The following is a 19558-nucleotide window of genomic DNA, read 5'->3' on the forward strand; positions in this document are numbered from 1 at the left end:
TTTCAGTAGGCGTCGGAGCTGTCGCGCACGCTGGCCTCGCTGACCTTCCCCCAGAGCACCCGGTAGACCCAGGCGGTGTAGGCCAGGATCAGCGGCAGGAAGATGGCGGTGGCGACCAGCATGATGAACAGCGTGAGGTGGGAGGAGGAGCTGTCCCAGACCGTCAGGCTCGAGCGCGGGTCGAGCGAGGAGGGCAGCAGGAAGGGGAACATCGACAGGCCGGCGGTCGAGATGATGCCGAAGGTGGCGAGCTTGGAGCAGAGCAGCGTGCTCACCTCCCGCCCCGCGCGCAGGCCGAGGAAGGCGCCGAGGATGCCGAGGAAGCCGGCCACGGGCGCGATCAGCATCCAGGGGTAGCGGGCGTAGTTGGACAGCCAGCTGGCGCCCTCGCGGGTCACGGTCTTCAGCAGGGGGGCGGAGGGGCCGGCGGGGTCGATCGGGCTGGTGATGCGGTAGCCGCCGAGCCAGAGCCAGGTCAGCAGGCCGCAGAGGGCGAAAAGGGCGAGGGCCGCGAGGGCGGCGATGCTGCCGTAGCGGCGGCCGCGCTCGGCGACGGCGCCGGTGGCCTTCAGCGACAGCCAGGCGCCGCCATGCATCACCATCATCGACAGCGACAGCAGCCCGCAGAGCAGCGCGAAGGGGTTGAGCAGGCCGAAGAAGGAGCCCTCGTAGCGGATGCCGTATTCATCGGTGAGCCGGAAGGGCACGCCCTGCAGCACGTTGCCGACGGCGACGCCGAAGATCAGGGCGGGGACGAAGCCGCCGGTGAACAGCGCCCAGTCCCAGGCGGCGCGCCAGCGCGGGTCGTCGCGCTTGCCGCGGTACTTGAAGCCGACCGGGCGCAGGATCAGCGCCGCCAGCACCACGAACATGGCCAGGTAGAAGCCCGAGAAGGACACGGCGTAGAGCGGCGGCCAGGCGGCGAAGATGGCGCCGCCGCCGAGGATCAGCCAGACCTGGTTGCCTTCCCAGACCGGGCCGATGGTGTTGATGGCCACGCGCCGCTCCAGGTCGGTGCGGCCGACGAAGGGCAGCAGGGCGCCGACGCCGAGATCGAAGCCGTCGGTGGCGGCGAAGCCGATCAGCAGCACGCCGAGCAGCACCCACCAGATCAGCCTGAGGGTCGGGTAGTCGAGGAGTTCATGCAGGATCATGACACGCTCACTCCGCCGGGATGGCGCGCGGCGGCGCCTGTCCGGCCGACAGCAGGGGGGCAGGGGCGGGCAGCGGCTGCGGGCCCTTGGCGATCGCCTTCAGCATCAGCCCCATCTCGACGACGGCGAGGACGCTGTAGAACAGGGTGAAGCCGGCGATGGTGATCAGCAGCTCGGTGATGCCGAGATGCGAGACGGCCATGGCGGTGGGCAGCACGCCTTCGATGATCCAGGGCTGCCGGCCGAACTCGGCGACGATCCAGCCCATCTCGGCGGCGATCCAGGGCAGCGGGATCGACCAGACGGCGACCCAGAGCAGCCAGCGATAGCGATCCAGCCTTCTCCGCGCGGAGAGGAAGAAAAAGACCGCGGTCAGCAGGATCATGTACATGCCGATGCCGACCATGATGCGGAAGGCCCAGAACAGCGAGGGCACATGCGGCACGGTGTCCCAGGCCGCCTTGGCAATCTGTTCCTCGGTGGCCTGGCGCGGATCGTCGACATAGCGGCGCAGGAGGTAGGCGTAGCCGAGCAGCCGGCCGTTTTCTTCAAACGAGGCGGTCACTTCCGACGGCACGCCGGCGCCGCGCGCCGCACGGATGGTCTGCAGCGCGTCATAGGCGACGATCCCCTGGCGGATGCGGGTCTCGGCGCGGATGACGAGGTCCTTGATGCCCGGCACCTCGGTGGTCAGCGAGCGGGTCGCGATCAGCCCCATGAGGCCCGGGATATGGATGGCGTAATGGGTCTCGCGCGCTTCCTGGTCGGGGAAGCCGAAGGCGGTGAAGGCGGCCGGCGCCGGCTCGGTCTCCCACATGGCCTCGACGGCGGCGAGCTTCATCTGCTGGTGCTCGGTCGCCAGGTACCCGCTCTCGTCGCCGAGGACGACGACCGACAGCGAGGCCGCCAGGCCGAAGGAGGCGGCGACGGTCATCGAGCGGCGGGCCAGCGCCAGGTGGCGGCCCTTCAGGATGTACCAGGCGGAGACGCCGAGCACGAAGAGGGAGGCGGTGACATAGCCGGCCGAGACGGTGTGGACGAACTTCGCCTGGGCCACGGGGTTGAAGACCACGGCCCAGAAGTCGGTGACCTCCATCCGCATGGTGACGGGGTTGAAGGCGGCGCCGACCGGGTTCTGCATCCAGCCATTGGCGATCAGGATCCAGAGCGCTGAGAAGTTCGAGCCCAGCGCGACCGCCCAGGTGGCTGCGAGATGCCCCAGCCGCGAAAGCTTGTCCCAGCCAAAGAAAAAAAGCCCGACGAAGGTGGCCTCGAGGAAGAAGGCCATCAGCCCCTCGATCGCCAGCGGCGCTCCGAAGATGTCGCCAACATAGTGGCTGTAGTAGCTCCAGTTCATGCCGAACTGGAATTCCATGGTCAGCCCCGTGGCCACGCCGAGCACGAAGTTGATGCCGAAGAGCGTGCCCCAGAAGCGGGTCATCTCGCGCCACACGCTGCGGCCGGTCATCACATAGACCGTCTCCATGATGGCGAGCAGGATCGACAACCCGATCGTCAGCGGGACGAAGAGGAAGTGGTAGAGGGCGGTCAGCGCGAATTGCAGCCGCGATAAGGAGACGACGTCCAGTTCCATCCGATGCCGCCGGGGTGGGGCCCCGGTGTCCTCTCGGTTGCGGCGCCGCGGGAGCACGGCGCCGTCGTGTTGCTGCGGGGGGTGGCCTCAGTCCGGGCGCAGCATTGCCAGGAGGGCCGCGAAACCGGCCTCCCCGCGGCGGTGCTCGGCGACCAGGCGGCCGTCCTCCAGCAGCAGCAGGCGGTCGGCGAGCGCAGCCTCCCGCCGGATATGCGTGGCCAGCAGCAGCGTCGCCGCCCCGGCCCGCGCGGAAATCCGTGCCAGCACCTCGCGCGCCAGCAGCGGGTCGAGGCCTTCGGTCGGCTCGTCCAGCAGCCAGAGCGGCGCGCCGCGCAGCAGCAGCCGGGCCAGCGCCAGCCGCCGCGACTGCCCGGCCGACAGCCCGGCGCCACCCTCGCCCAGCCGCGCGGCCAGGCCGCCGGGCAGGCTGGCGACAGCGCTGTCCAGCCCGGCATCCTCCAGCGCCTGCCACAGCACGGCGTCGGGGGCGGCGGGGTCGGCGAGACGGAGGTTGTCGGCCAGGCTGTCCTGGAACAGCTCGCTGCGCTGGGTCATCAGGCAGGCGGGCAGGGCGGCTAGGCGCCCCTGCCAGGGGGCGAGCTCGCCGGCGGCGAGCGCCAGCAGGCTCGACTTGCCGGCGCCGCTGGCGCCGATCACCGCGACCCGTTCGCCGGCGCGCAGACGCAGAGAAATCTTCTCCAGCACAGGGGCCGCGGCGCCGGGATGGCCGGCGGTGACGCGCTCCAGCCGCAGCGCCTCGCCCATCGGGGGCAGGGGCAGGCCAGCGGGCGCCGGAGCATCGACCAAGCGCGGCGCCAGGCGGCGGGCGGCCAGCAGGATGCGGCCGAGCTCCACCGCGCCACGCCGCAGCAGGCCGAAAGGCTCCAGCGCGGCGAAGGCGACCAGCAGCGCCATGGCGGCCTGGGGGGTGCCGATGGCCGTGTCCTCGACCAGGGTGCCGACGGCCAGCAGCGTGCCCGCCAGCGCCAGGCTGCCGGCCAGGCCGAAGCCGATGCCGGCCCGCGTCTCGATGCGGTGGACCGCGTCCTCGGCGGCGGCCAAGCGGCTCTCGGCGGCCAGCACCGCGTCGCGCTGCGCCGGCAGGCGGCCGGCCAGCAGCAGCTCGGCCTGGCCGCCCAGCAGGTCGGTGGTGCGGGCGCGCAGCGCCTCGGCCGCATGGGCGCGGCGGCGGGCGGGGATGCGGCCGGCCCGCGCCGCGGCCACCGGCAGGCCGACCCCGGCGGTCAGCAGCAGCGCCGCCAGCCCGATCCCCAGCGCCGGATGCAGCAGCCCGAGGGCCAAACCGGCGCCGGCCGCGACGCTCAGCGCGGCGCCCAGCGGCATCAGCAGCCGGAGGTACAGCCCGTCCAGTGCATCGACATCGGCGGTCAGGCGGAACAGCAGCCGGGCGGGGCGGGCCATCAGGTGGCGGGCCGCGCGCGGCGCCGCCCAACCGCGGAACAGCCTTTCCCGCAGGGCGGCGAGGACGGCCAGCGTCGCATCATGGGTGACCAGCCGCTCGCCATAGCGGCCGGCGGTGCGGGCGATGGCCAGGAAGCGGATGCCGGCGCCGGGGCGGAAGACGTCGAAGCCGATGGCCGCACTTGCCGACAGCCCGGCGATGGCGGTCGCCGTGATGAACCAGCCCGACAGGCCGAGCAGCGCGACGCCGGCCAGCATGGTCGCCGCGGCAAGGCCGGCGCCGACCAGCAGCGCGCTGCGCTGCGCCTGCCAGAAGATCGAGAGAACTGGCCAAAGGTTTTTCACAGCAGGATCACCCGGTCCATGCGGGCGGCCAGCACGGGGTCGTGCGTCGCCAGCAGCAGGCTGCGCCCCTGGCACAGCGCCAGCAGCGTCTCGGTCACGGCATTCGCCGTCGTGGCGTCCAGATGCGCGGTGGGCTCGTCGGCCAGGACCAGGGTGGCGGCCGGGTCGACCAAGGCGCGGGCGATCGACAGGCGCAGCGCCTCGCCGCCGGACAGGCCCAGCCCGGCCTCGCCGATGCCCTGCGGGCCGTGGCGCTGGGCCACATGCGCCAGACCCGACAGCCGCAGCGCGCGCCGGGCGGCGGTGGCGTCCAGGCCCGGGCGCTGCAGCGTCACGTTGCGCGCCAGCGAGGCGCCGAAAAAGAAGGGCTTCTGGCCGACCCAGGCGATCTGGGCGCGCAGTTCCGCGGGCGCCGCTTCCAGGGCGCGGCCGCCGATCAGCACGCGGCCGGATTCGGGCCGGGCCAGGCCGGCGATCACCGCCAGCAGGCTGGACTTGCCGATGCCGCTGGGGCCGAGCAGCGTGACATGCTCGCCGGGGGCGAGGTCCAGGCTGACATCGGTGAAGACCGCCGCCGAGGCGCCGGCATGGCGGAAGCGCAGGTTTTCGACGGTGACGGCCGGCGGCCGGCCGAGGGTCGCGATGGCGGGGGCCGCCAGCGGCGCGACCAGCCTCGCGGCGGGCTCGGGTATTTCCGCAGCCGCGCGCAGGGCCTTGAGAGCAGCCTCGCCGGCGGCGCGGTCATGCCAGGCGGCCGACAACTCGCGCAGCGGCTCGAAGAAGGCCGGCGCCAGCAGCAACAGGAAGAAGCCTTGGGACAGGGTCAGGCGGGCGCCCCAGGCGCCGAAGTCGAACTGGCCCAGCAGGTGGAAGCCGATATGCACGGCGACCAGGGCGACGCCCAGCGCCGAGAACAGCTCCAGCACCGCGCTGGACAGGAAGGCGATGCGCAGCACGGCCATGCTGCGCGTCCGCAGCGATTCCGCCTGGGCGCGCAGGCGGCGGGCGGTGGCATCCACCGCGCCCAGCGCCCGGATGCTGGCCAGCCCGCGCAGGCGATCCAACAGGAACCCGTTCATGCCGCCGAGCTCGAGCATCTGCGCCTCGCTGGCCGCCTGGGCGCGCCAGCCGATCAGCGCCATGAAGAGCGGGATCAGCGGCGCCGCCAGCAGCAGCGCCAGCGCCGAGAGCCAGGAGAAGGGCAGGATGGCGAGGAGAATAACCGGCGGCAGCAGGGTGGCGCGCAGCCGGGCGGTGCGGAAGCGCAGCAGATAGGGCAGCACCGCATCGGCCTGCTCGGCGACCAGGCTGGCGGCGGCACCCGACGACAGCCGCGTGGCATCCAGCGGCGAACGGGCGGCCAGCGCGTCCAGCGCCTTGGCCCGCAGCTCGGAGAGCATCCGGCGGCTGCCGGCGAAGACCAGGCGGCCGCCCAGCGCCTCCAGGCCGGCCCGCGCCGCGCCCAGCGCCAGCAGCCCGGCGGCGGGGGCGATCATCGCGGCCAGCCCCGCGCCGTCGGCGAGCGCCTGCACCGCGCCGGCCAGGAGCCAGGCCATGGGCAGCCAGAGCAGCGCCGCCCCCGCCTGCAGCAAGGCACCACGGCGGATTTTCCCCGGCAGCGCCGCGCGCGGGGCGCGGGCGGGCGCCGCGGCCGCCGGCGTCGCGACGGGCGCGGCCACCGGTGGGGCCGGGGCCTCGGCGCGGCGCGTCGCATGCTGCTGGTCCTGCAAGTCCACCGGGTTCCGTCCCTTCCTGACCCCCCTGCCTTACCGGCCGGCACCCCCCGCGTCCTTGCGCTGCATCAAGTTCGGCACCGGCCGCTTATATAAAAACCGGCGCATGCAGCGGGCATGCGGGGGCCGCGCCGGAATAGGGGGTCCATTCCGGGGGCGATTGTCGAAAAGCGTTGCTTGGTCGGGGCTTAGGGGCCCTGGCGCGGCAGCCAGTCGAGGCGGGCGCCGTGCGGATCCGTCCTCGCACAGGGCGCGCCGTCGATCGCCATGACAAACTGTCCACCCTCGGCGCCGGCGGCGACCGGCCAGGGCATGACGCCGGGGGCCTCGTTGCTGATCCAGTGGTGGCACAGGTCTTTGACGGTTGCGGCGAAGGCCGCGCGCCCGGCGGGCGGCAGATAGGCCAGGACGGCGGTGTGGAAGATCACCAGGGTGGCGTCGCGTGGCGCCTCGGCGGCGAGGCGCGGCAGGGCTTCCGACAGCAGGTCGCCCTGGACCACCCGCGGGCGCTGGACGGCGGCGATGTCGAGGGCTGCGCGCAGCCGGTCGCGCCGCGCCGTCTGCTCCGGCCAGACCAGGCATTCCAGCCAGGCGCGGTCCTCGGGATCGGCGGCGTCCAGCGGGTTGAGGTCGAGCCCGGCGCGCCAGACAACCTGCGGGACCTCTGTCGGGATCGGTGTCGCGGCATTCACCGCGCAGGGCAACAGCGGGCCGCCGGTGCCGAGGCGCGTGCCGTTGAAGTCATAGGAATAGAAGTCAGGCAGCAGGCAAAGCCCGGCCGAGGCGCCGACCTCCAGCAGCGCCAGCGGCTGGGGCAGGGTGGCCAGCAGGGGCAGCAGCGTGGCGCAGCGCCCGGGCTCGTTGGTCTGGGTGGCGCGGGCCAGCATCAGCGCGCGCAACGGCCCTGTCTCCGCCAGCAAGGTTGCCCGGAAAATCTGGGCGTCTTCCTGGACGCCGAAGAGATGGCGGAAGGCGGCCAGCAGCAGGTTGGGCTGGCGCTTCGGCTCCGGCAAGGTCAGCAGGAAATCGAGGATTTCTGCGTCATTCGCGACGAAGTCCGACAGACGCTCATAGAGCGGCGAGCGGCCGCGCGCCTCGTCGGCAGCGAAACGGCGGTAGCGGGCGGCGGTGGCGGCGCGGTCATCCATGGCGGTCTCGCTTCCCATGCCTTGCTTTCCCTGGGCCGCGCCGAAGATGCAACGATCGCGCGGCCCGGGAATTCTGCTCCCGAGACAGCGGGAGAGAAAGACGATGACCCCGGCTCCGGAGCTCGCGCGCCAGGCGCGCACCCCCTTTCCCGGCCAGAGCGAGGCCTATCGCGCCGCGCGCGAGGCGCTGCTGGCCGAGGAAATAGAATTCCGCCGCCACATGACCCGGCTGGTCGAGCAGCGCCAGGCCCTGCCGCCCGGCCCGGTGATCGAGAAGGACTACCGCTTCCGCGACGAGGAGGGCGCCGAGCTCGCCTTGCGCGACCTGTTCGGCGCGCACGACACGCTGGTCACCTATTTCTGGATGTACGGGCCGCAGCGGCAGCGCCCCTGCCCGATGTGCACCAACTGGCTGGGCTCGGTCGAGGGCAATGCCGCCGACATCAAGCAGCGGGTGGCGCTGAAGATCCTCGGCCGCAGCAGCGTCGAGCGCCAGAAGGCCTTCGCGACGGAGCGCGGCTGGAAGGACCTCGATTTCGTCGAGACCCTCGGCGACGACTATGCCCGCGACCTCGGCATCCTGCTGGAGGACGGCGCGGAATATCCGGCCCTCATCGTCTATCGCCGCGAGGGCGACCAGGTGCGGCTGTTCTGGGCCAGCGAGATGACCGCCGAGATGGCCGATCCCGGCCAGGACCCGCGCGACGCCCCCGACATCGCGTCCCTGTGGTCAATCCTGGATCTGACGCCGGGCGGGCGTGGCGAAGGCTGGTATCCCAAGCTGCGCTACTGAGGCGCCACGGCCGCAGGCCTCGCCCAGCAGCAGCAGCGCCGGGCCGCCGCCGACCCAGGCCTGCGCGTCGCGCGCCACCTCGGCGAAGCTGCCCAGCAGCAGCCGCTGGTCGGGCGAGCCGCCATGCTCGATGAAGGCCGCCGGCAGCGAGGCATCGGCCCCGGCCGCGACCAGGCCTGCGAAGAACTGCGGCAATGTCGTCACGCCCATATAGACGGCGATGGTCTGGCCGGGGCGGGCGAGGGCGTCGAAATCGACCGCCAGCCGGCCGTCCTTGGTCTGGCCGGTGACGAAGGTGACGCTGCGGGCGCCGTCGCGATGGGTCAGGGCGATGCCCGCCTGGGCGGCGCAGGCCAGGGCCGCGGTGATGCCGGGCACCACCTCGACGGCGATGCCGGCCTCGGCCAGGGCCTCGAGCTCCTCGCCGCCGCGGCCAAAGACGAAGGGATCGCCGCCCTTCAGCCGCACCACCTTCTTGCCCGCGCGCGCCAAGCGCACCAGCAGGGCGTTGATCTCGTCCTGCGGCACGCAGTGATGCGCGCGCGCCTTGCCGACATGGATCCGCTCGGCGTCGCGGCGCGCCAGGTCCAGCACGGCGGCCGAGACCAGCCGGTCATGGACGATGACATCGGCCTCGCCCAGCAGCCGCAGCGCGCGCAAGGTCAGCAGGTCGGCCGCCCCCGGCCCGGCGCCGACCAGATACACCATGCCCGCGGGCACCGCCTCGGCGGTCTCCAGCGCGGCGGCGAAGGCGGCCTCGGCCTCGGCCTGGCGGCCCGCCTCGGCCAGCTGCGCCGCGCGGCCGGTGACGGCGCGCTCGAGGAAGCGGCGGCGGGCGGCAACATCGGGCAGCCGCGCGCGCAGCGGCTGCTGGAAGCGCTGCAGCAGCGCCGCCACCCGGCCGAGGCCGGGGGAGAGCACCGCCTCGATCCGCTGGCGCAGCAGCCGCGCCAGCAGCGGCGCGGCGCCGGCGGTGCCGATGGCCACGGTCACCGGGTCGCGGTCGATGATGGCGGGCGTGATGAAGGAGCACAGCGCCGGCCGGTCGACCACGTTCACCGGGATGCCGCGGGCCCGGCATTCATCCGACAGCGCGCGCAGGTCTTCCTCGGGCGCGCCGGCGGCGCAGGCGAGCGCCACGCCGTCGAGCAGCGCGGGCGTGAACCGGGCAGCCTCGCGCAGCCGCGCGCCGGCCTCGGTCAGCAGCCGCGCCTTGGCCGCCAGGGCCTCGCCTTCGCCCAGCAGCAGCACGTCGCGGCCCTGCAGGTCGAGGAAGATGGGGAAGTGGCGCATGCGCCGCTCCTTACGCCGCGCACCGCCCGGATGCCAAGGGCTTCGGTTCTGCCAGGGAAAACCGCCCCCAGCCTCCATTGCGCGAACGCATCGCCCCCGACTTGTCCACACTGCTATCCACGAAATCTGTGGATTATTTTTGTCGGGCTGCCGCCGTCCGGTGGAGACAGCGGGTGAAACGGCCTGGGCCCACCAGGGTGGGGCGGCGGGGCGCTCAGGGGGTCGGCTGCGGCAGCAGCAGGGCGGCGCAGCCGGCGAGCACCGCTTCCGGCGCCACCGGCTTGCGCAGCATGGTGAAGGCGCCGGCCTCGGAGACCAGACGCAGCACGGTGGCGTCCGCATCGCCCGGATGGCCGGTCAGCAGCAAAGCGGGCAGGCGCGGCTGCCCCAGGCGGATCGCCTCGATCAGCTGCAGCCCGTTCATCCCCGGCATGGCCAGGTCGGTGATCATCAGGTCGAAGGCAGTCTCGCGCGCCAGCAGGGCCAAAGCGTCGCGGCCGCCCTCGGCCTCGACCACCACCAGGCCGCGCTCGCGCAGCCATTCGGCCAGCAGGCGGCGCACCAGCGGCTCGTCATCGACCAGCAGGACGCGGGCGCCCTCCGGCAGCTCGGCCCCGGCATGCGGCGGCGGGCTGCGGCGCAGCGTCACCTCGTCGGCCTCGGGCAGCCACAGGGTGACGCGGGTGCCCTTGCCCGGGGCGCTGTCGATGGCGAGCGTCCCGCCCGACTGCTGGGCGAAGCCGGTGGCCATGGCGAGGCCGAGGCCGGTGCCCTGGTCCTTCGGCTTGGTAGTGAAGAAGGGCTCGGCCGCCTGGGCCAGCGTCGCCGCATCCATGCCGGAGCCGCTGTCGCTGACGTCGAGCCGCAGGTAGCGGCCGGGGGCGAGGCCGGGGCGGCCCTCGCCGATATTGTCCAGCACGGCGCCCAGCACCAGCCGGCCGCCGCCCATCGACCGCATGGCGTCGCGGGCATTGACCGCCAGGTTGATCAGCACCGCCTCCAGCTGGCCGCGATCGGCCATGGCGGGCGGCAGGTCAGGGGCCACCGCGACCCGCACCTCGACGATGGCGCCCAGCGTGTGGCTCAGCACCTCGCGCAGCCCTTCGAAGAGCGGGGCGATCTCGATCGCCTCGGCGCGCAGCTGGCCGCGGCGGGCGAAGGCCAGCAGGCGCTGGGTGACCGAGGCGCCGCGCTCGCCGGCGCTGATCACCATCTCGGCCAGCTTGCGGATGCCGGGATCGGCGCTGCGGCGGGCGATCAGCTTGGCGCCGCCGATCGCCGCCTGCAGCACGTTGTTGAAGTCATGCGCGATGCCGCCGGCCAGGCGGCCGAGCGATTCCATGCGCTGGGCATGGGCCAGCCGCTCCAGCACGCTCTCGCGGTCGCGCCGGGCCTGGACCAGGTCCTGCTGGGTGCGGCTGTGCTCCAGCCAGGAGATCGACAGGGCGATGGCGGCCAGCAGCAGCAGGCAGATGGCGGTGGCCGCGGCCGAGATCGAGGGGGCGACGAAATCGATCGAGGCGAGCTCGGCGGCGGCGTCCAGCGACAGCTCGACGACCAGGGGGACGCCTTCCAGCGACTGGTAGCCGATCAGCCGCAGCCCGCCCGGGCTGGTGGCCTCCGCCCGGCCGTTCGGCGCCAGCGCCAGGGCGCGGCGCAGCGGGTCCTCGGCCTCCAGCCGGATGCCGAGCTCCGGGCGGTCCTCGCTGTCGGCGATGACCACGCCGTCCTGGCGCAGGATGCGGATGCGGCGGCCCTCGCCCAGCTGCAGCTCCTGCAGGGCGCGGACCAGGGCGATGGGGTCGAGCGAGACCACGGCCACGCCGGCGAAGCGGCCGGTGCCATCGTCGATGCGGCGGGTGACCTGCACGCTCCATTGCGCCGTGGTGCGGCCGATCAGCGGAATGCTGATATAGGGCTGGTGGCCGCTGGCGTCGCGCGGGCCCTGGAAATGCGGCCGGTCGGTCAGGTTGACCGGGGTCCAGCCGGGCACCGAGGACCAGGCGAGGATGCCGTCGGTGCCGATCACCGCGACCTGGCGCACGCCGAAGCGGGCCTGGTCGGCGATGCCCTTGAACTGCGCCTCGATGGCGGCGACGGCCTGGGCCTGGCCGAGCACCAGCAGGCGCTGGCGGGCCTCGGCCTGCTCATGGATGCCGTCGATCGCCTCGAAGCTGCGCATCAGCATCTGCTCGACGGCGCGGGAGGCGATCTCGGCGCGGGCCAGGGCGCTGCCCATGGCCTGGTTCTGCACGTGGCGGATGTGCAGCCAGGCGGCAGCGCCGACGCCGAGCGAGCAGACCGCCCAGAAGGCGAGGGCCAGCAACCAGGTCAGGCGACGCGACAGGCCAGTCATGGGGGTGGCGATTTTCCTCGGCCGCAAGGCACAGGGCCGCGATTATAGGCCGTCTGGCTTGGCCGCGACAGCTTTTGCGATGGCCCGGTGTGCAGCGTGCCGCCCTGGCCCCAGGGCGCGGCAGCACCGGCAGGGCGCGGCAGCACCGGCAGGAAGCGGCAGCACGGGCAGGAAGCGGATGCGGGCGGTGTGGGGGGGAGAATTCCCTCTCCCCCCGCGCTTCATCACAAAACCGCGATTTCCCCGCGCTCGATGACGAAGGTGGTGTCGACGAGGGAGCGGAGCAGCTCGGGGCTGCTTTCGGTGATCAGGATGGCGACGTCGGGCAGCGCGTCGCGCAGCCGGGCCAGGGCCTCGGCGTAGCGCAGCGCCAGGGCCGGGGCCAGGCCCTGGAACGGCTCGTCGAGCAGCACCGCGCGGCTTCCCACCATCAGCGCCCGGCCGAGCGCCACCATCTTGCCCTGCCCGCCCGAGAGGCCGGCGGCCTTGCGGGGGGCGAAGGTGCGGAGCTCCGGCAGCAGGTCGTAGACCGCTTCCAGCCGCCGGGTGAGCTCGGCCTTCGGCAGGCCGAGGACCTCGGCCGGCAGCAGCAGGTTCTCCTGCACGGTGAAGCTGCCGAACAGCCGCCGCTCCTCCGGCGCATAGCCGATGCCGAGGCCGGTGCGCTTATGGGCGGGGACCCGGGCGCAGTCCTGCCCGTCGACGGCGATGCGGCCGCCCTTCAGCGGCAGCAGCCCCATCAGCGCGCGCAAGGTCGTGGTCTTGCCGGCGCCGTTGCGGCCGATCAATGCCACGCGCCCGCCCGGCGGCACCGCCAGCGAGACGGAGCGCAGCACGGAGGCGCCGGCGATGTCGACCGAGACCCCTTCAAGTCGGAGCATGCAGCGCCTCCTGCGGCAGCTCGCCGATGACGTCGCGGCGGACCTGCGGGTCGTTGAGCACGGTCTGCGGATCGCCCAGCGCCATGATGCGGCCCTGGCCCCAGACGGCGACGCGGTCGGCGAAGCGGGCGACGACCTCCATGTCGTGCTCGACGAAGACGGCGGTGACGCGGGATTCGCGCAGCACGCGGACCAGGGTCTCCACCACCCCCATCTTGTCGGAGGCGGCGACGCCGCTGGTCGGCTCGTCCATCAGCAGCAGGCGGGGACGGAGGGCCACCGCCATGGCGATATCGGCCAGCTTGCGGGCGCCCTCGTTCAGCGCATCCGCCCGGCGGTCGGCGACGGGGCCGAGGCCGAAGCGGTCGAGCAGGGCCTCGGCCTCGTTCCGGATCGCCGGGCGCATCAGCGGCGCGAAGGCCGACCAGATGCCCTGGCGGGCGGCGACGGCCAGCGCCGCGTTCTCCAGCACCGTGTGCTCGGTGAAGAGCTGCGGCAGCTGGAAGGAACGGCCGATGCCGAGCGCCACGATCTTTCGGGGAGACATCCCGAGGATCGGCTTGCCGTCGAACTCGATGCTGCCCGCCTGCGGTTTGAGATATCCCGTGGTCATGTTGATGAAGGTGGTCTTGCCGGCGCCGTTGGGGCCGATGATGGCCAGGAACTCGCCATCCATGACGTCGAGGTCGATGCCGTCGGCCGCCTTCAGCCCGCCAAAGGCGAGCTTGAGGCCGCGGGCGGAGAGCAGCGCGCTCATGCCGCCTTCCTCCGCGAGAGCAGGGATTTCCCCATGCCCCAGAGCCCGCCGGGGGCGAAGAGGATGACCAGCAGCAGCACGCTGCCCAGGATCAGCTGCCAGGCATCGGCCACCAGGGCGGCGGCATAGACGCGGGTCAGCTCGAAGGCGACGGCGCCGATGACCGGGCCGAAGACCGAGCCGGCGCCGCCCAGGATGGCGATGAAGACCAGCTCGCCCGAGGCGGTCCAATAGGCCAAAGCGGGCGTGACCAGGCGGGTGGTCATGGCCAGCACCGCGCCGCCGCAGCCGGCCATCAGGGCCGCGAGGACGTAGGCCGCCAGCAGCACGCGGCGGGCCGGGACGCCCAGAAATTCGAGGCGGGTCTCGCGGGTCTTGATGCCGGCCAGCGCCTGGCCCATCGGCGAGGCCAGGTAGATCCGCACCACCGCGCCGAAGCCCAGCGCCAGCACCACGGCCAGCACCAGCAGGACCCAGCCCTGGAATTCCCCTTCCAGCGGGATGCCGGCGAAGCGCAAGGGCGGCAGCCGCATGCCATCCGTCCCGTGGGTGATGGAGTAGAACTTCTCCAGCAGCGAATAGAAGACCATGCTGAGGGCGAGGTTCAGCATGCCGAAGAAGATCTCGCGGTAGCGCACCACGAAGAGCCCGACGACCAGCCCGACCAGCGCCGAGACCAGGGCGGCCACCGGCAGCAGGATCAGCGCCTCGGGGATCAGCATGGCGGTGAAGGCGGCGGCATAGGCGGCCAGCGCCAGATAGAGGGCATGGCCGAAGCTGACCTGGCCGGCGCGCAGCAGCAGCAGGATGCCGAAGACGGCGAGCGACTTGGCCAGCGCCACGGTCAGCACGAAGCGCAGCCAGGGCACCGCCCAGGCCAGCGCCAGCACCAGCACGGCGCCGAGCAGCGCCAGCAGCAATTCCTGGGTGCGGGTCATATGCGCCGGGTCTCCGCCACGCCGAACAGGCCCTGCGGCCGCACCAGGAGCACCGCCAGCATGATGACATAGGGGATGACCACCTCGAGCTCCGGCTCGAGATAGACGGCGAAGGAGCGGCCGAGGCCGATCAGCAGCGCCGCGATGGCCGCCCCCTCGATCTGCCCGAGCCCGGCGGTGGCGACGACGGCGAAGGACAGAACGATGGTCTGGGCGCCGACGCCCGGGACCAGGGAGACGGTGGGCGAGGCCAGCGCGCCGCCGAGGGCGGCCAGCGCCGCGCCGGCGGTGAAGGTCAGCAGGGTCACCTTGGCCGCGTCGATGCCCATGGCGCGGGCGGCCTCGCGGTCGGTGGTGACGGCCACGATCATGCGCCCGGCCAGCGTCCGCCGCAGGAACCAGGCGAGGCCCACCAGGGTCAGCAGCGCGATGCCCGGCAGCACATAGAGCTGGTAGGCATTGAACGGAATGACGTCGGCACCGAAAGGAATATCGACGGTGCCGAGCAGGCGGACCGGCGCGTCGGAGACCACCGGCTGCACGCCCCAGATCAGCTTCTGCAGGTCCTCCAGGATCATGAACAGGGCGAAGGTGACCAGCAGCTGCAGCACCGGCTCATGGTCCTGCATCCGCCGCAGCAGCAGCCGCTCGATCGGCGGGCCAAGGAGCGCGCCGACGAGGGCGGCGGCGACGACCAGCGCCGGATAGGCCAGCCATTCCGGCAGGCCACGGCTTGTCATGAAGAGGCCGAGCGACGCGGCGCTGTAGCCGCCGATGGCATAGAGGCTGCCATGGGCGATGTTCAGCACGCGCAGCACGCCGAAGACGAGGTTGAGACCGACCGCCACCATGAAGACCGCCGCGGCATAGGACAGGCCGTCCAATGCCGCGAGGCCCACCAGCAGCCCGTTCTCGGAGAACCAGGCTCCCATCGAGATCCGGCCTTACGGCTTGTAGGGAACGGTGGCGGGGAGCTTGTCGAGCATGTCCGGCTTCAGCGTCTTCAGCCAGTCCAGGCTCTTCTGGCCGACGGGGGTGGTGATCATCTCGGCCGGGAAGGACATCATGTCGGTCATGACGGCGAAGTTGTACTTGTCGGTGTGCATCGAGGTGCCGATCAGCTGGTTCTCCAGCCCCTGGCCGTCCTCGCGGATGGTGACGCTGCTGGTCAGCGACGGGAAGGTCAGGCCGCGGAAGGCCGCCGCCAGCTCGGCATCGTTCGGCCAGGCGCCGCCCTTGGCCGCCATCGCCTTCTCATAGGCGGCCTTCATCGCCGAGACCGCCTGGAACATGTGGTGGGTGGAGTAGATCGGATAGACGTTGAAGCGCTTGCGGTAGTCCTCGGTGAACTTGGCCAGCAGCGCCGGGTCGCGCGGGTTCGGGTGCAGGAACCAATGGTCGCCGCGGGCGCCGATGATATGGCCGGCGGGCAGCGCCTTGCCGACGCGCTCCAGCGAGCTCTCGGCCAGCGGGATGACGAAGGTCGAGCGGTCGAAGAGCTTGCGGTCGGAGGATTGCCGGATGAAGGCGTCGAGCTCGCCGCCCCAGGTCGTCGAGAAGATGACGTCCGGCCGCAGCGCCAGCAGCCGCGTCACCTCGGTCGAGAAGTCGGTGGCGCCGAAACGCGGGAAGAGTTCCGCCGCGACGCGCACGCCCGGCTTCAGGGCCTGCAGCGCCGTCCGGAAGATGTCCCAGGAATCGCGGCCCCAGGCATAGTCCTGGTTGACCACCGCGACCGAGCGGAAATCCGGCTTCGACTTCAGCAGGTAGAGCAGCGGCGCCAGCACTTCCGGCGTCGCATTGGCCTGGGTGCGGAAGGCGTAGTTGTACTTGCCCTCCTCGAAGACGCGCTGGGTGCCGCAATCCCACAGGATGGTCGGCCGCTTCATCTCCTCCGACAGCGGCGCGCAGGCCAGGCAGTCGGCCGAGGAGATGCCGGCGAAGATCAGTTGAACGTTCTCACTCTGCACCAGGCGGCGGTATTCGCCGGTGAAGTGGTCGACGCCCGGGCCCTCGTCGATGAAGATCGGCCGCAGCTTGACGCCGGCGATGCCGCCCTGCTCGTTCAGCTGGTCGAACAGCAGCTCGGCCGCCTGCTTGCCCGGCACGCCGAAGACGCTGGAGGAGCCGGAGAGGAAGGTGGCGATGCCGACCTTGATCTCGCTGGGCTTCTGGCCGGCGCCCTGGGCGCTCGCGCTGCGCCCGGCCAGCGCCAGGCCGCCGACGCCGAGCGCTGCCTGCAGCGCCTGCCGGCGCGACAAGGGCATGGCGGGGGTGGCCGCAGGGGTCGATGTGGCGACCGGGCCCGTCACGGGCGCGGGGGTCACTTTCTGCATGGAACGCTTCCTTTGTATCCGGCCGTTTTGCGGCTCTGCGGCGAAGACTGGCAGAAAGCTTTGCCGTGATCCAGCGGCGGAACGGTTTTCTGGTCTCGCTGTGATCACAGAATACGACTTGCGTGCCGCGGCGGCGCTGGCAGACTGGCGCGGTCAACCGGCGCGCCCAAGCGCCGGAGAAGAATTCGTCCGGAAACTCCAGGGAAGTGTCAAAAAAATGATCCAGATGCCCCGCCGCCGGCTGCTCGCCGGGGGCGCCGCCCTGTTGGCCCCCACGCTGCTCCCGGGTCCCGCGCGGGCGCAGGCCGCGGCGCCGATCCGCATCGGCGTGCTGGCGGATTTCTCCGGCCCCTATCGCGACACCTCGGGCCCCACGGCGCTGGCCTGCGCCCGCCAGGCGGTGGAAGACCTCGGCCTGTCGAACCGCGGCATCCAGGTCGAGGTGCTGCAGGGCGACCACCAGAACAAGCCCGATGTCGCCCTCGCCCTCGCCCGCCGCTGGATCGACCAGGACGGCGTCGACATGATCACCGAGGTCAACAACTCGGCCATCGCCTTCGCCATCGCGGGCCTGGTGCAGGAGAAGGACCGGGTGCAGATGAACAGCGGCGCGCTGAGCGCGGCGCTGACCGGCGAGCGCTGCTCGCCCAACACCATCCACTGGACCGCCGACACCTGGATGCTGGCGAACGCCGTGGGCAAGGCGACCGTCCGCAACGGCGGCGACAGCTGGTACTTCATCACCGCCGACTATGCCTTCGGCCACCAGATGGAGCGCGACCTGACCCGCTTCGTCACCAGCGCCGGCGGCAAGGTGGCGGGGTCGTCGCGCTTTCCCTTCCCCGGCACGACGGATTTCGCCAGCTTCCTGGTGCAGGCGCAGTCGAGCCGCGCCAAGGTGATCGGCCTGCTGATGGCCGGCACCGACATGGTCAACTGCATCAAGCAGGCGCGCGAGTTCGGCGTGGCGCGGCGCGGCGTGAAGCTGGCGGGGACGCCGATGTTCGTCACCGACATCCATGCGCTGGGCCTCGAGACGGCGCAGGGCCTGCTGCTGTCGGAGGCCTATTACTGGGACCTGAACGACCGCACCCGCGCCTTCAACCAGCGCATCCGCCCGAAGACGGCGAGCAACTGGCCGAACCAGGAGCATGCCGGCACCTATGCCGCCTGCCTGCACTATCTGAAGGCGGTGGCCGACATGGGCGCCGGCCCGGCCAAGGCCAGCGGCCGCGCGGTGGTGGCGCGGATGAAGGCGATGCCGACCGATGACGACTGCTTCGGCGCCGGCGTCGTCCGCGCCGATGGCCGCAAGGTGCATCCGGCCTATCTGTTCGAGGTCAAGGCGCCGGGCGAGAGCCGCGGCCCCTGGGACTATTACAAGCTGAGCGGCACGGTCGCCGCCGAGGAAGCCTTCCGGCCGCTGTCGGAAGGCGGCTGCCCGATGGTCGGCTAAGCCGTCGGCACAAGGCGCAGGTCGCGGAGCTTCATCGCCCAGGCGACCTGCACCTCGCCCCGCTCGGCATCGAAGCCGGAGCCGAAGCAGCGCCGCCGCAGCAGGAAGTCGGCGGCGCCGTCGCGCAACGCCAATGGGATGGCGATGCTGCTGGAGGGCGGCGCGCTGCTGGCCAGCGGGCGGCAGGCATCGCCCTCGATGGCGAAGGCCTCCAGCGCCAGCCGCGCGCCGGCATTGCGGCGCACCGGGCTGTCGGCGCGCAGCGCCAGCGTCACCCGCGCGGCGCCGGGATGGGTCAGCCGCGCCAGCACCAGCGGGCCCAGCACCGGCACGCCCTTGATCACCCGGGCCTCGGGCGCCTGCATCTGCAGGCTGGCGCCGTCTTCCAGCGGCAGCGACACGCTGCCCGCCGGCGGCAGGGCGCGGACGCGGCGCAGCGCGCGGCCGGCATCGGCCATCAGCCCGGCGCGCAGCCAGTCCAGCCGGTCCAGCGCCGGGGAGGCCGTGCCGACGGCCGCACGCGCCTCGACCAGCGCGGCATCGGCGGCGGCGGCGTCGCCACGCCACAGCGCCTCGCGCGCGGCCAGCATCTGCAGCCCGTGGCAGTGCGGGAAGACGGCCTGGGCGCCGGCGGCGGCGGCGAGCTCGGCCATCGGCGCCCCGGCCCCGGCCAGGTCCATCACCCGCCCCATGCGCTGGTGCCGCGCCAGGAAGCTGCCCAGATTGTGCTCGGCGCCGGGGCAGAGGAACAGGTTGGGCCAGCCGCGCTGCTGGAACAGGCGCAGGTTGTAGAGGTCGATCATCTCGTCGTCGCCGAACAGCAGCAGGTAGCGCGACGGATCGCCGGTCAGCACGGCATCGGTGCCGGCCAGCGGCGGCTGCTGGTCGAGCCAGGCCTTGTAGCGCACCACGCCGCGGCCGAAGGCCTGGGTGTCCAGCGAGAAGGGCGGCGACAGCGCCACCACCCGCGCCTCCGGCATCGCGGCGCCCAGGGTCAGCGCGGCATAGGCGCCCATGCTGATGCCGATCAGCGTGACGCTGCGGTATCGGCCCAGGGCGGCGCGCTGGCGGCACCAGGCGATGATGCCGGCGCGGCCCTCCGGCGCGCGGTACCAGCTGCGCGCATGGTCGCGCATCAGGATCTTGTCCAGCTGCGGCCGCAGCCGCAGCGTGCGGGTGAAGTCGTAGCTGTCGAAAGGCTTCGACACGTCGCCGACGCCGGTCAGCGCGATGACCAGGTCGCGGGCGCCGTCGCCGGCCAGGAAGATCGCCTCGTAGGAGCCGAAGCGCACCGTCTCCTGGGGCTCGATCACGGGCGGCGCGGCGGCGGGCATGCAGGTCTCCGGGGCGGG

General features: G+C 72.4%; 15 protein-coding genes. 2 read left to right on the top strand and 13 right to left on the bottom strand.

The features are described from left to right. Positions 1-2 precede the first annotated feature (2 nt). From cydB to GVN67_RS09285, 5 genes are all read right to left on the bottom strand, one after another. The gene (cydB, locus tag GVN67_RS09265; protein ID WP_159995067.1) at positions 3-1154 is read right to left on the bottom strand and encodes a cytochrome d ubiquinol oxidase subunit II; all 1152 of its coding nucleotides are present in this window, start codon (positions 1152-1154) and stop codon (positions 3-5) included. Between the two features lie 7 nt (positions 1155-1161). Beyond that, positions 1162-2748 carry a cytochrome ubiquinol oxidase subunit I gene (locus GVN67_RS09270; RefSeq protein ID WP_159995069.1) on the bottom strand — a complete coding sequence of 529 codons (1587 nt, stop codon included), beginning with the start codon at positions 2746-2748 and terminating at the stop codon, positions 1162-1164. Between the two features lie 87 nt (positions 2749-2835). Further along, entirely contained in the window at positions 2836-4515 is a 1680-nt protein-coding gene (locus tag GVN67_RS09275; RefSeq protein WP_235035202.1) for an amino acid ABC transporter ATP-binding/permease protein, read from the bottom strand. Further along, positions 4512-6251 carry a thiol reductant ABC exporter subunit CydD gene (gene cydD, locus GVN67_RS09280; protein WP_159995071.1) on the bottom strand — a complete coding sequence of 580 codons (1740 nt, stop codon included), beginning with the start codon at positions 6249-6251 and terminating at the stop codon, positions 4512-4514. The genes GVN67_RS09275 and cydD overlap by 4 nt, the downstream gene beginning before the upstream one ends. A gap of 185 nt (positions 6252-6436) precedes the next feature. Next, positions 6437-7414 carry a DUF2332 domain-containing protein gene (locus GVN67_RS09285; protein ID WP_200845193.1) on the bottom strand — a complete coding sequence of 326 codons (978 nt, stop codon included), beginning with the start codon at positions 7412-7414 and terminating at the stop codon, positions 6437-6439. Between the two features lie 85 nt (positions 7415-7499). Between GVN67_RS09285 and GVN67_RS09290 the strand changes: the two genes are divergently transcribed. After that, positions 7500-8189, top strand: a complete 690-nt coding sequence (locus GVN67_RS09290; protein ID WP_235035203.1) for a DUF899 family protein — start codon at positions 7500-7502, stop codon at positions 8187-8189. Here GVN67_RS09290 and cysG read toward each other — a convergent pair. The 7 genes from cysG to GVN67_RS09325 all read right to left on the bottom strand — a co-directional run bounded on the left by cysG (position 8127) and on the right by GVN67_RS09325 (position 16750). Beyond that, positions 8127-9482, bottom strand: coding sequence for a siroheme synthase CysG (gene cysG, locus GVN67_RS09295; RefSeq protein ID WP_159995075.1), 1356 nt, complete (start codon positions 9480-9482; stop codon positions 8127-8129). The two genes, GVN67_RS09290 and cysG, sit on opposite strands and share 63 nt — an antisense overlap. A gap of 214 nt (positions 9483-9696) precedes the next feature. Next, a complete protein-coding gene (locus GVN67_RS09300; RefSeq protein ID WP_159995077.1) occupies positions 9697-11838 on the bottom strand; it encodes a response regulator in 2142 nt (713 codons plus the stop codon). 224 nt (positions 11839-12062) lie between these two features. Then, positions 12063-12719: an ABC transporter ATP-binding protein gene (locus GVN67_RS09305; protein WP_159995079.1), complete on the bottom strand. Its 657-nt coding sequence runs from the start codon at positions 12717-12719 to the stop codon at positions 12063-12065. Beyond that, a complete protein-coding gene (locus GVN67_RS09310; protein WP_159995081.1) occupies positions 12706-13476 on the bottom strand; it encodes an ABC transporter ATP-binding protein in 771 nt (256 codons plus the stop codon). Before GVN67_RS09310 ends, GVN67_RS09305 begins: the two co-directional genes overlap by 14 nt. Next, the gene (locus tag GVN67_RS09315) at positions 13473-14414 is read right to left on the bottom strand and encodes a branched-chain amino acid ABC transporter permease (RefSeq protein WP_159995083.1); all 942 of its coding nucleotides are present in this window, start codon (positions 14412-14414) and stop codon (positions 13473-13475) included. Before GVN67_RS09315 ends, GVN67_RS09310 begins: the two co-directional genes overlap by 4 nt. Beyond that, positions 14411-15346: a branched-chain amino acid ABC transporter permease gene (locus GVN67_RS09320; RefSeq protein ID WP_159995085.1), complete on the bottom strand. Its 936-nt coding sequence runs from the start codon at positions 15344-15346 to the stop codon at positions 14411-14413. Before GVN67_RS09320 ends, GVN67_RS09315 begins: the two co-directional genes overlap by 4 nt. A 12-nt stretch (positions 15347-15358) precedes the next feature. Then, complete coding sequence (locus tag GVN67_RS09325; RefSeq protein ID WP_235035204.1) at positions 15359-16750, bottom strand: ABC transporter substrate-binding protein; 1392 nt, start codon at positions 16748-16750, stop codon at positions 15359-15361. 217 nt (positions 16751-16967) lie between these two features. On the opposite strand from GVN67_RS09325, the gene GVN67_RS09330 reads away from it, so the two are divergent. Then, a complete protein-coding gene (locus GVN67_RS09330; protein ID WP_159995087.1) occupies positions 16968-18206 on the top strand; it encodes an ABC transporter substrate-binding protein in 1239 nt (412 codons plus the stop codon). Here the strand turns inward: GVN67_RS09330 and GVN67_RS09335 are convergent. Further along, the coding region (locus GVN67_RS09335) for a hypothetical protein (protein ID WP_235035205.1) at positions 18203-19558 on the bottom strand (1356 nt) is incomplete at its 5' end. The two genes, GVN67_RS09330 and GVN67_RS09335, sit on opposite strands and share 4 nt — an antisense overlap.

The sequence above is a fragment of the Roseomonas sp. 18066 genome (assembly GCF_902706185.1).
Lineage (GTDB): Bacteria > Pseudomonadota > Alphaproteobacteria > Acetobacterales > Acetobacteraceae > Pseudoroseomonas.

Excerpts from the sequence above, each read along its gene's own strand:
- cydB (WP_159995067.1), bottom strand. The coding sequence starts at position 1,154 with ATGATCCTGCATGAACTCCTCGACTACCCGACCCTCAGGCTGATCTGG.
- GVN67_RS09270 (WP_159995069.1), bottom strand. The coding sequence starts at position 2,748 with ATGGAACTGGACGTCGTCTCCTTATCGCGGCTGCAATTCGCGCTGACC.
- GVN67_RS09285 (WP_200845193.1), bottom strand. The coding sequence starts at position 7,414 with ATGGGAAGCGAGACCGCCATGGATGACCGCGCCGCCACCGCCGCCCGC.
- GVN67_RS09290 (WP_235035203.1), top strand. The coding sequence starts at position 7,500 with ATGACCCCGGCTCCGGAGCTCGCGCGCCAGGCGCGCACCCCCTTTCCC.
- cysG (WP_159995075.1), bottom strand. The coding sequence starts at position 9,482 with ATGCGCCACTTCCCCATCTTCCTCGACCTGCAGGGCCGCGACGTGCTG.
- GVN67_RS09300 (WP_159995077.1), bottom strand. The coding sequence starts at position 11,838 with ATGACTGGCCTGTCGCGTCGCCTGACCTGGTTGCTGGCCCTCGCCTTC.
- GVN67_RS09305 (WP_159995079.1), bottom strand. The coding sequence starts at position 12,719 with ATGCTCCGACTTGAAGGGGTCTCGGTCGACATCGCCGGCGCCTCCGTG.
- GVN67_RS09310 (WP_159995081.1), bottom strand. The coding sequence starts at position 13,476 with ATGAGCGCGCTGCTCTCCGCCCGCGGCCTCAAGCTCGCCTTTGGCGGG.
- GVN67_RS09315 (WP_159995083.1), bottom strand. The coding sequence starts at position 14,414 with ATGACCCGCACCCAGGAATTGCTGCTGGCGCTGCTCGGCGCCGTGCTG.
- GVN67_RS09320 (WP_159995085.1), bottom strand. The coding sequence starts at position 15,346 with ATGGGAGCCTGGTTCTCCGAGAACGGGCTGCTGGTGGGCCTCGCGGCA.
- GVN67_RS09325 (WP_235035204.1), bottom strand. The coding sequence starts at position 16,750 with ATGCAGAAAGTGACCCCCGCGCCCGTGACGGGCCCGGTCGCCACATCG.
- GVN67_RS09330 (WP_159995087.1), top strand. The coding sequence starts at position 16,968 with ATGATCCAGATGCCCCGCCGCCGGCTGCTCGCCGGGGGCGCCGCCCTG.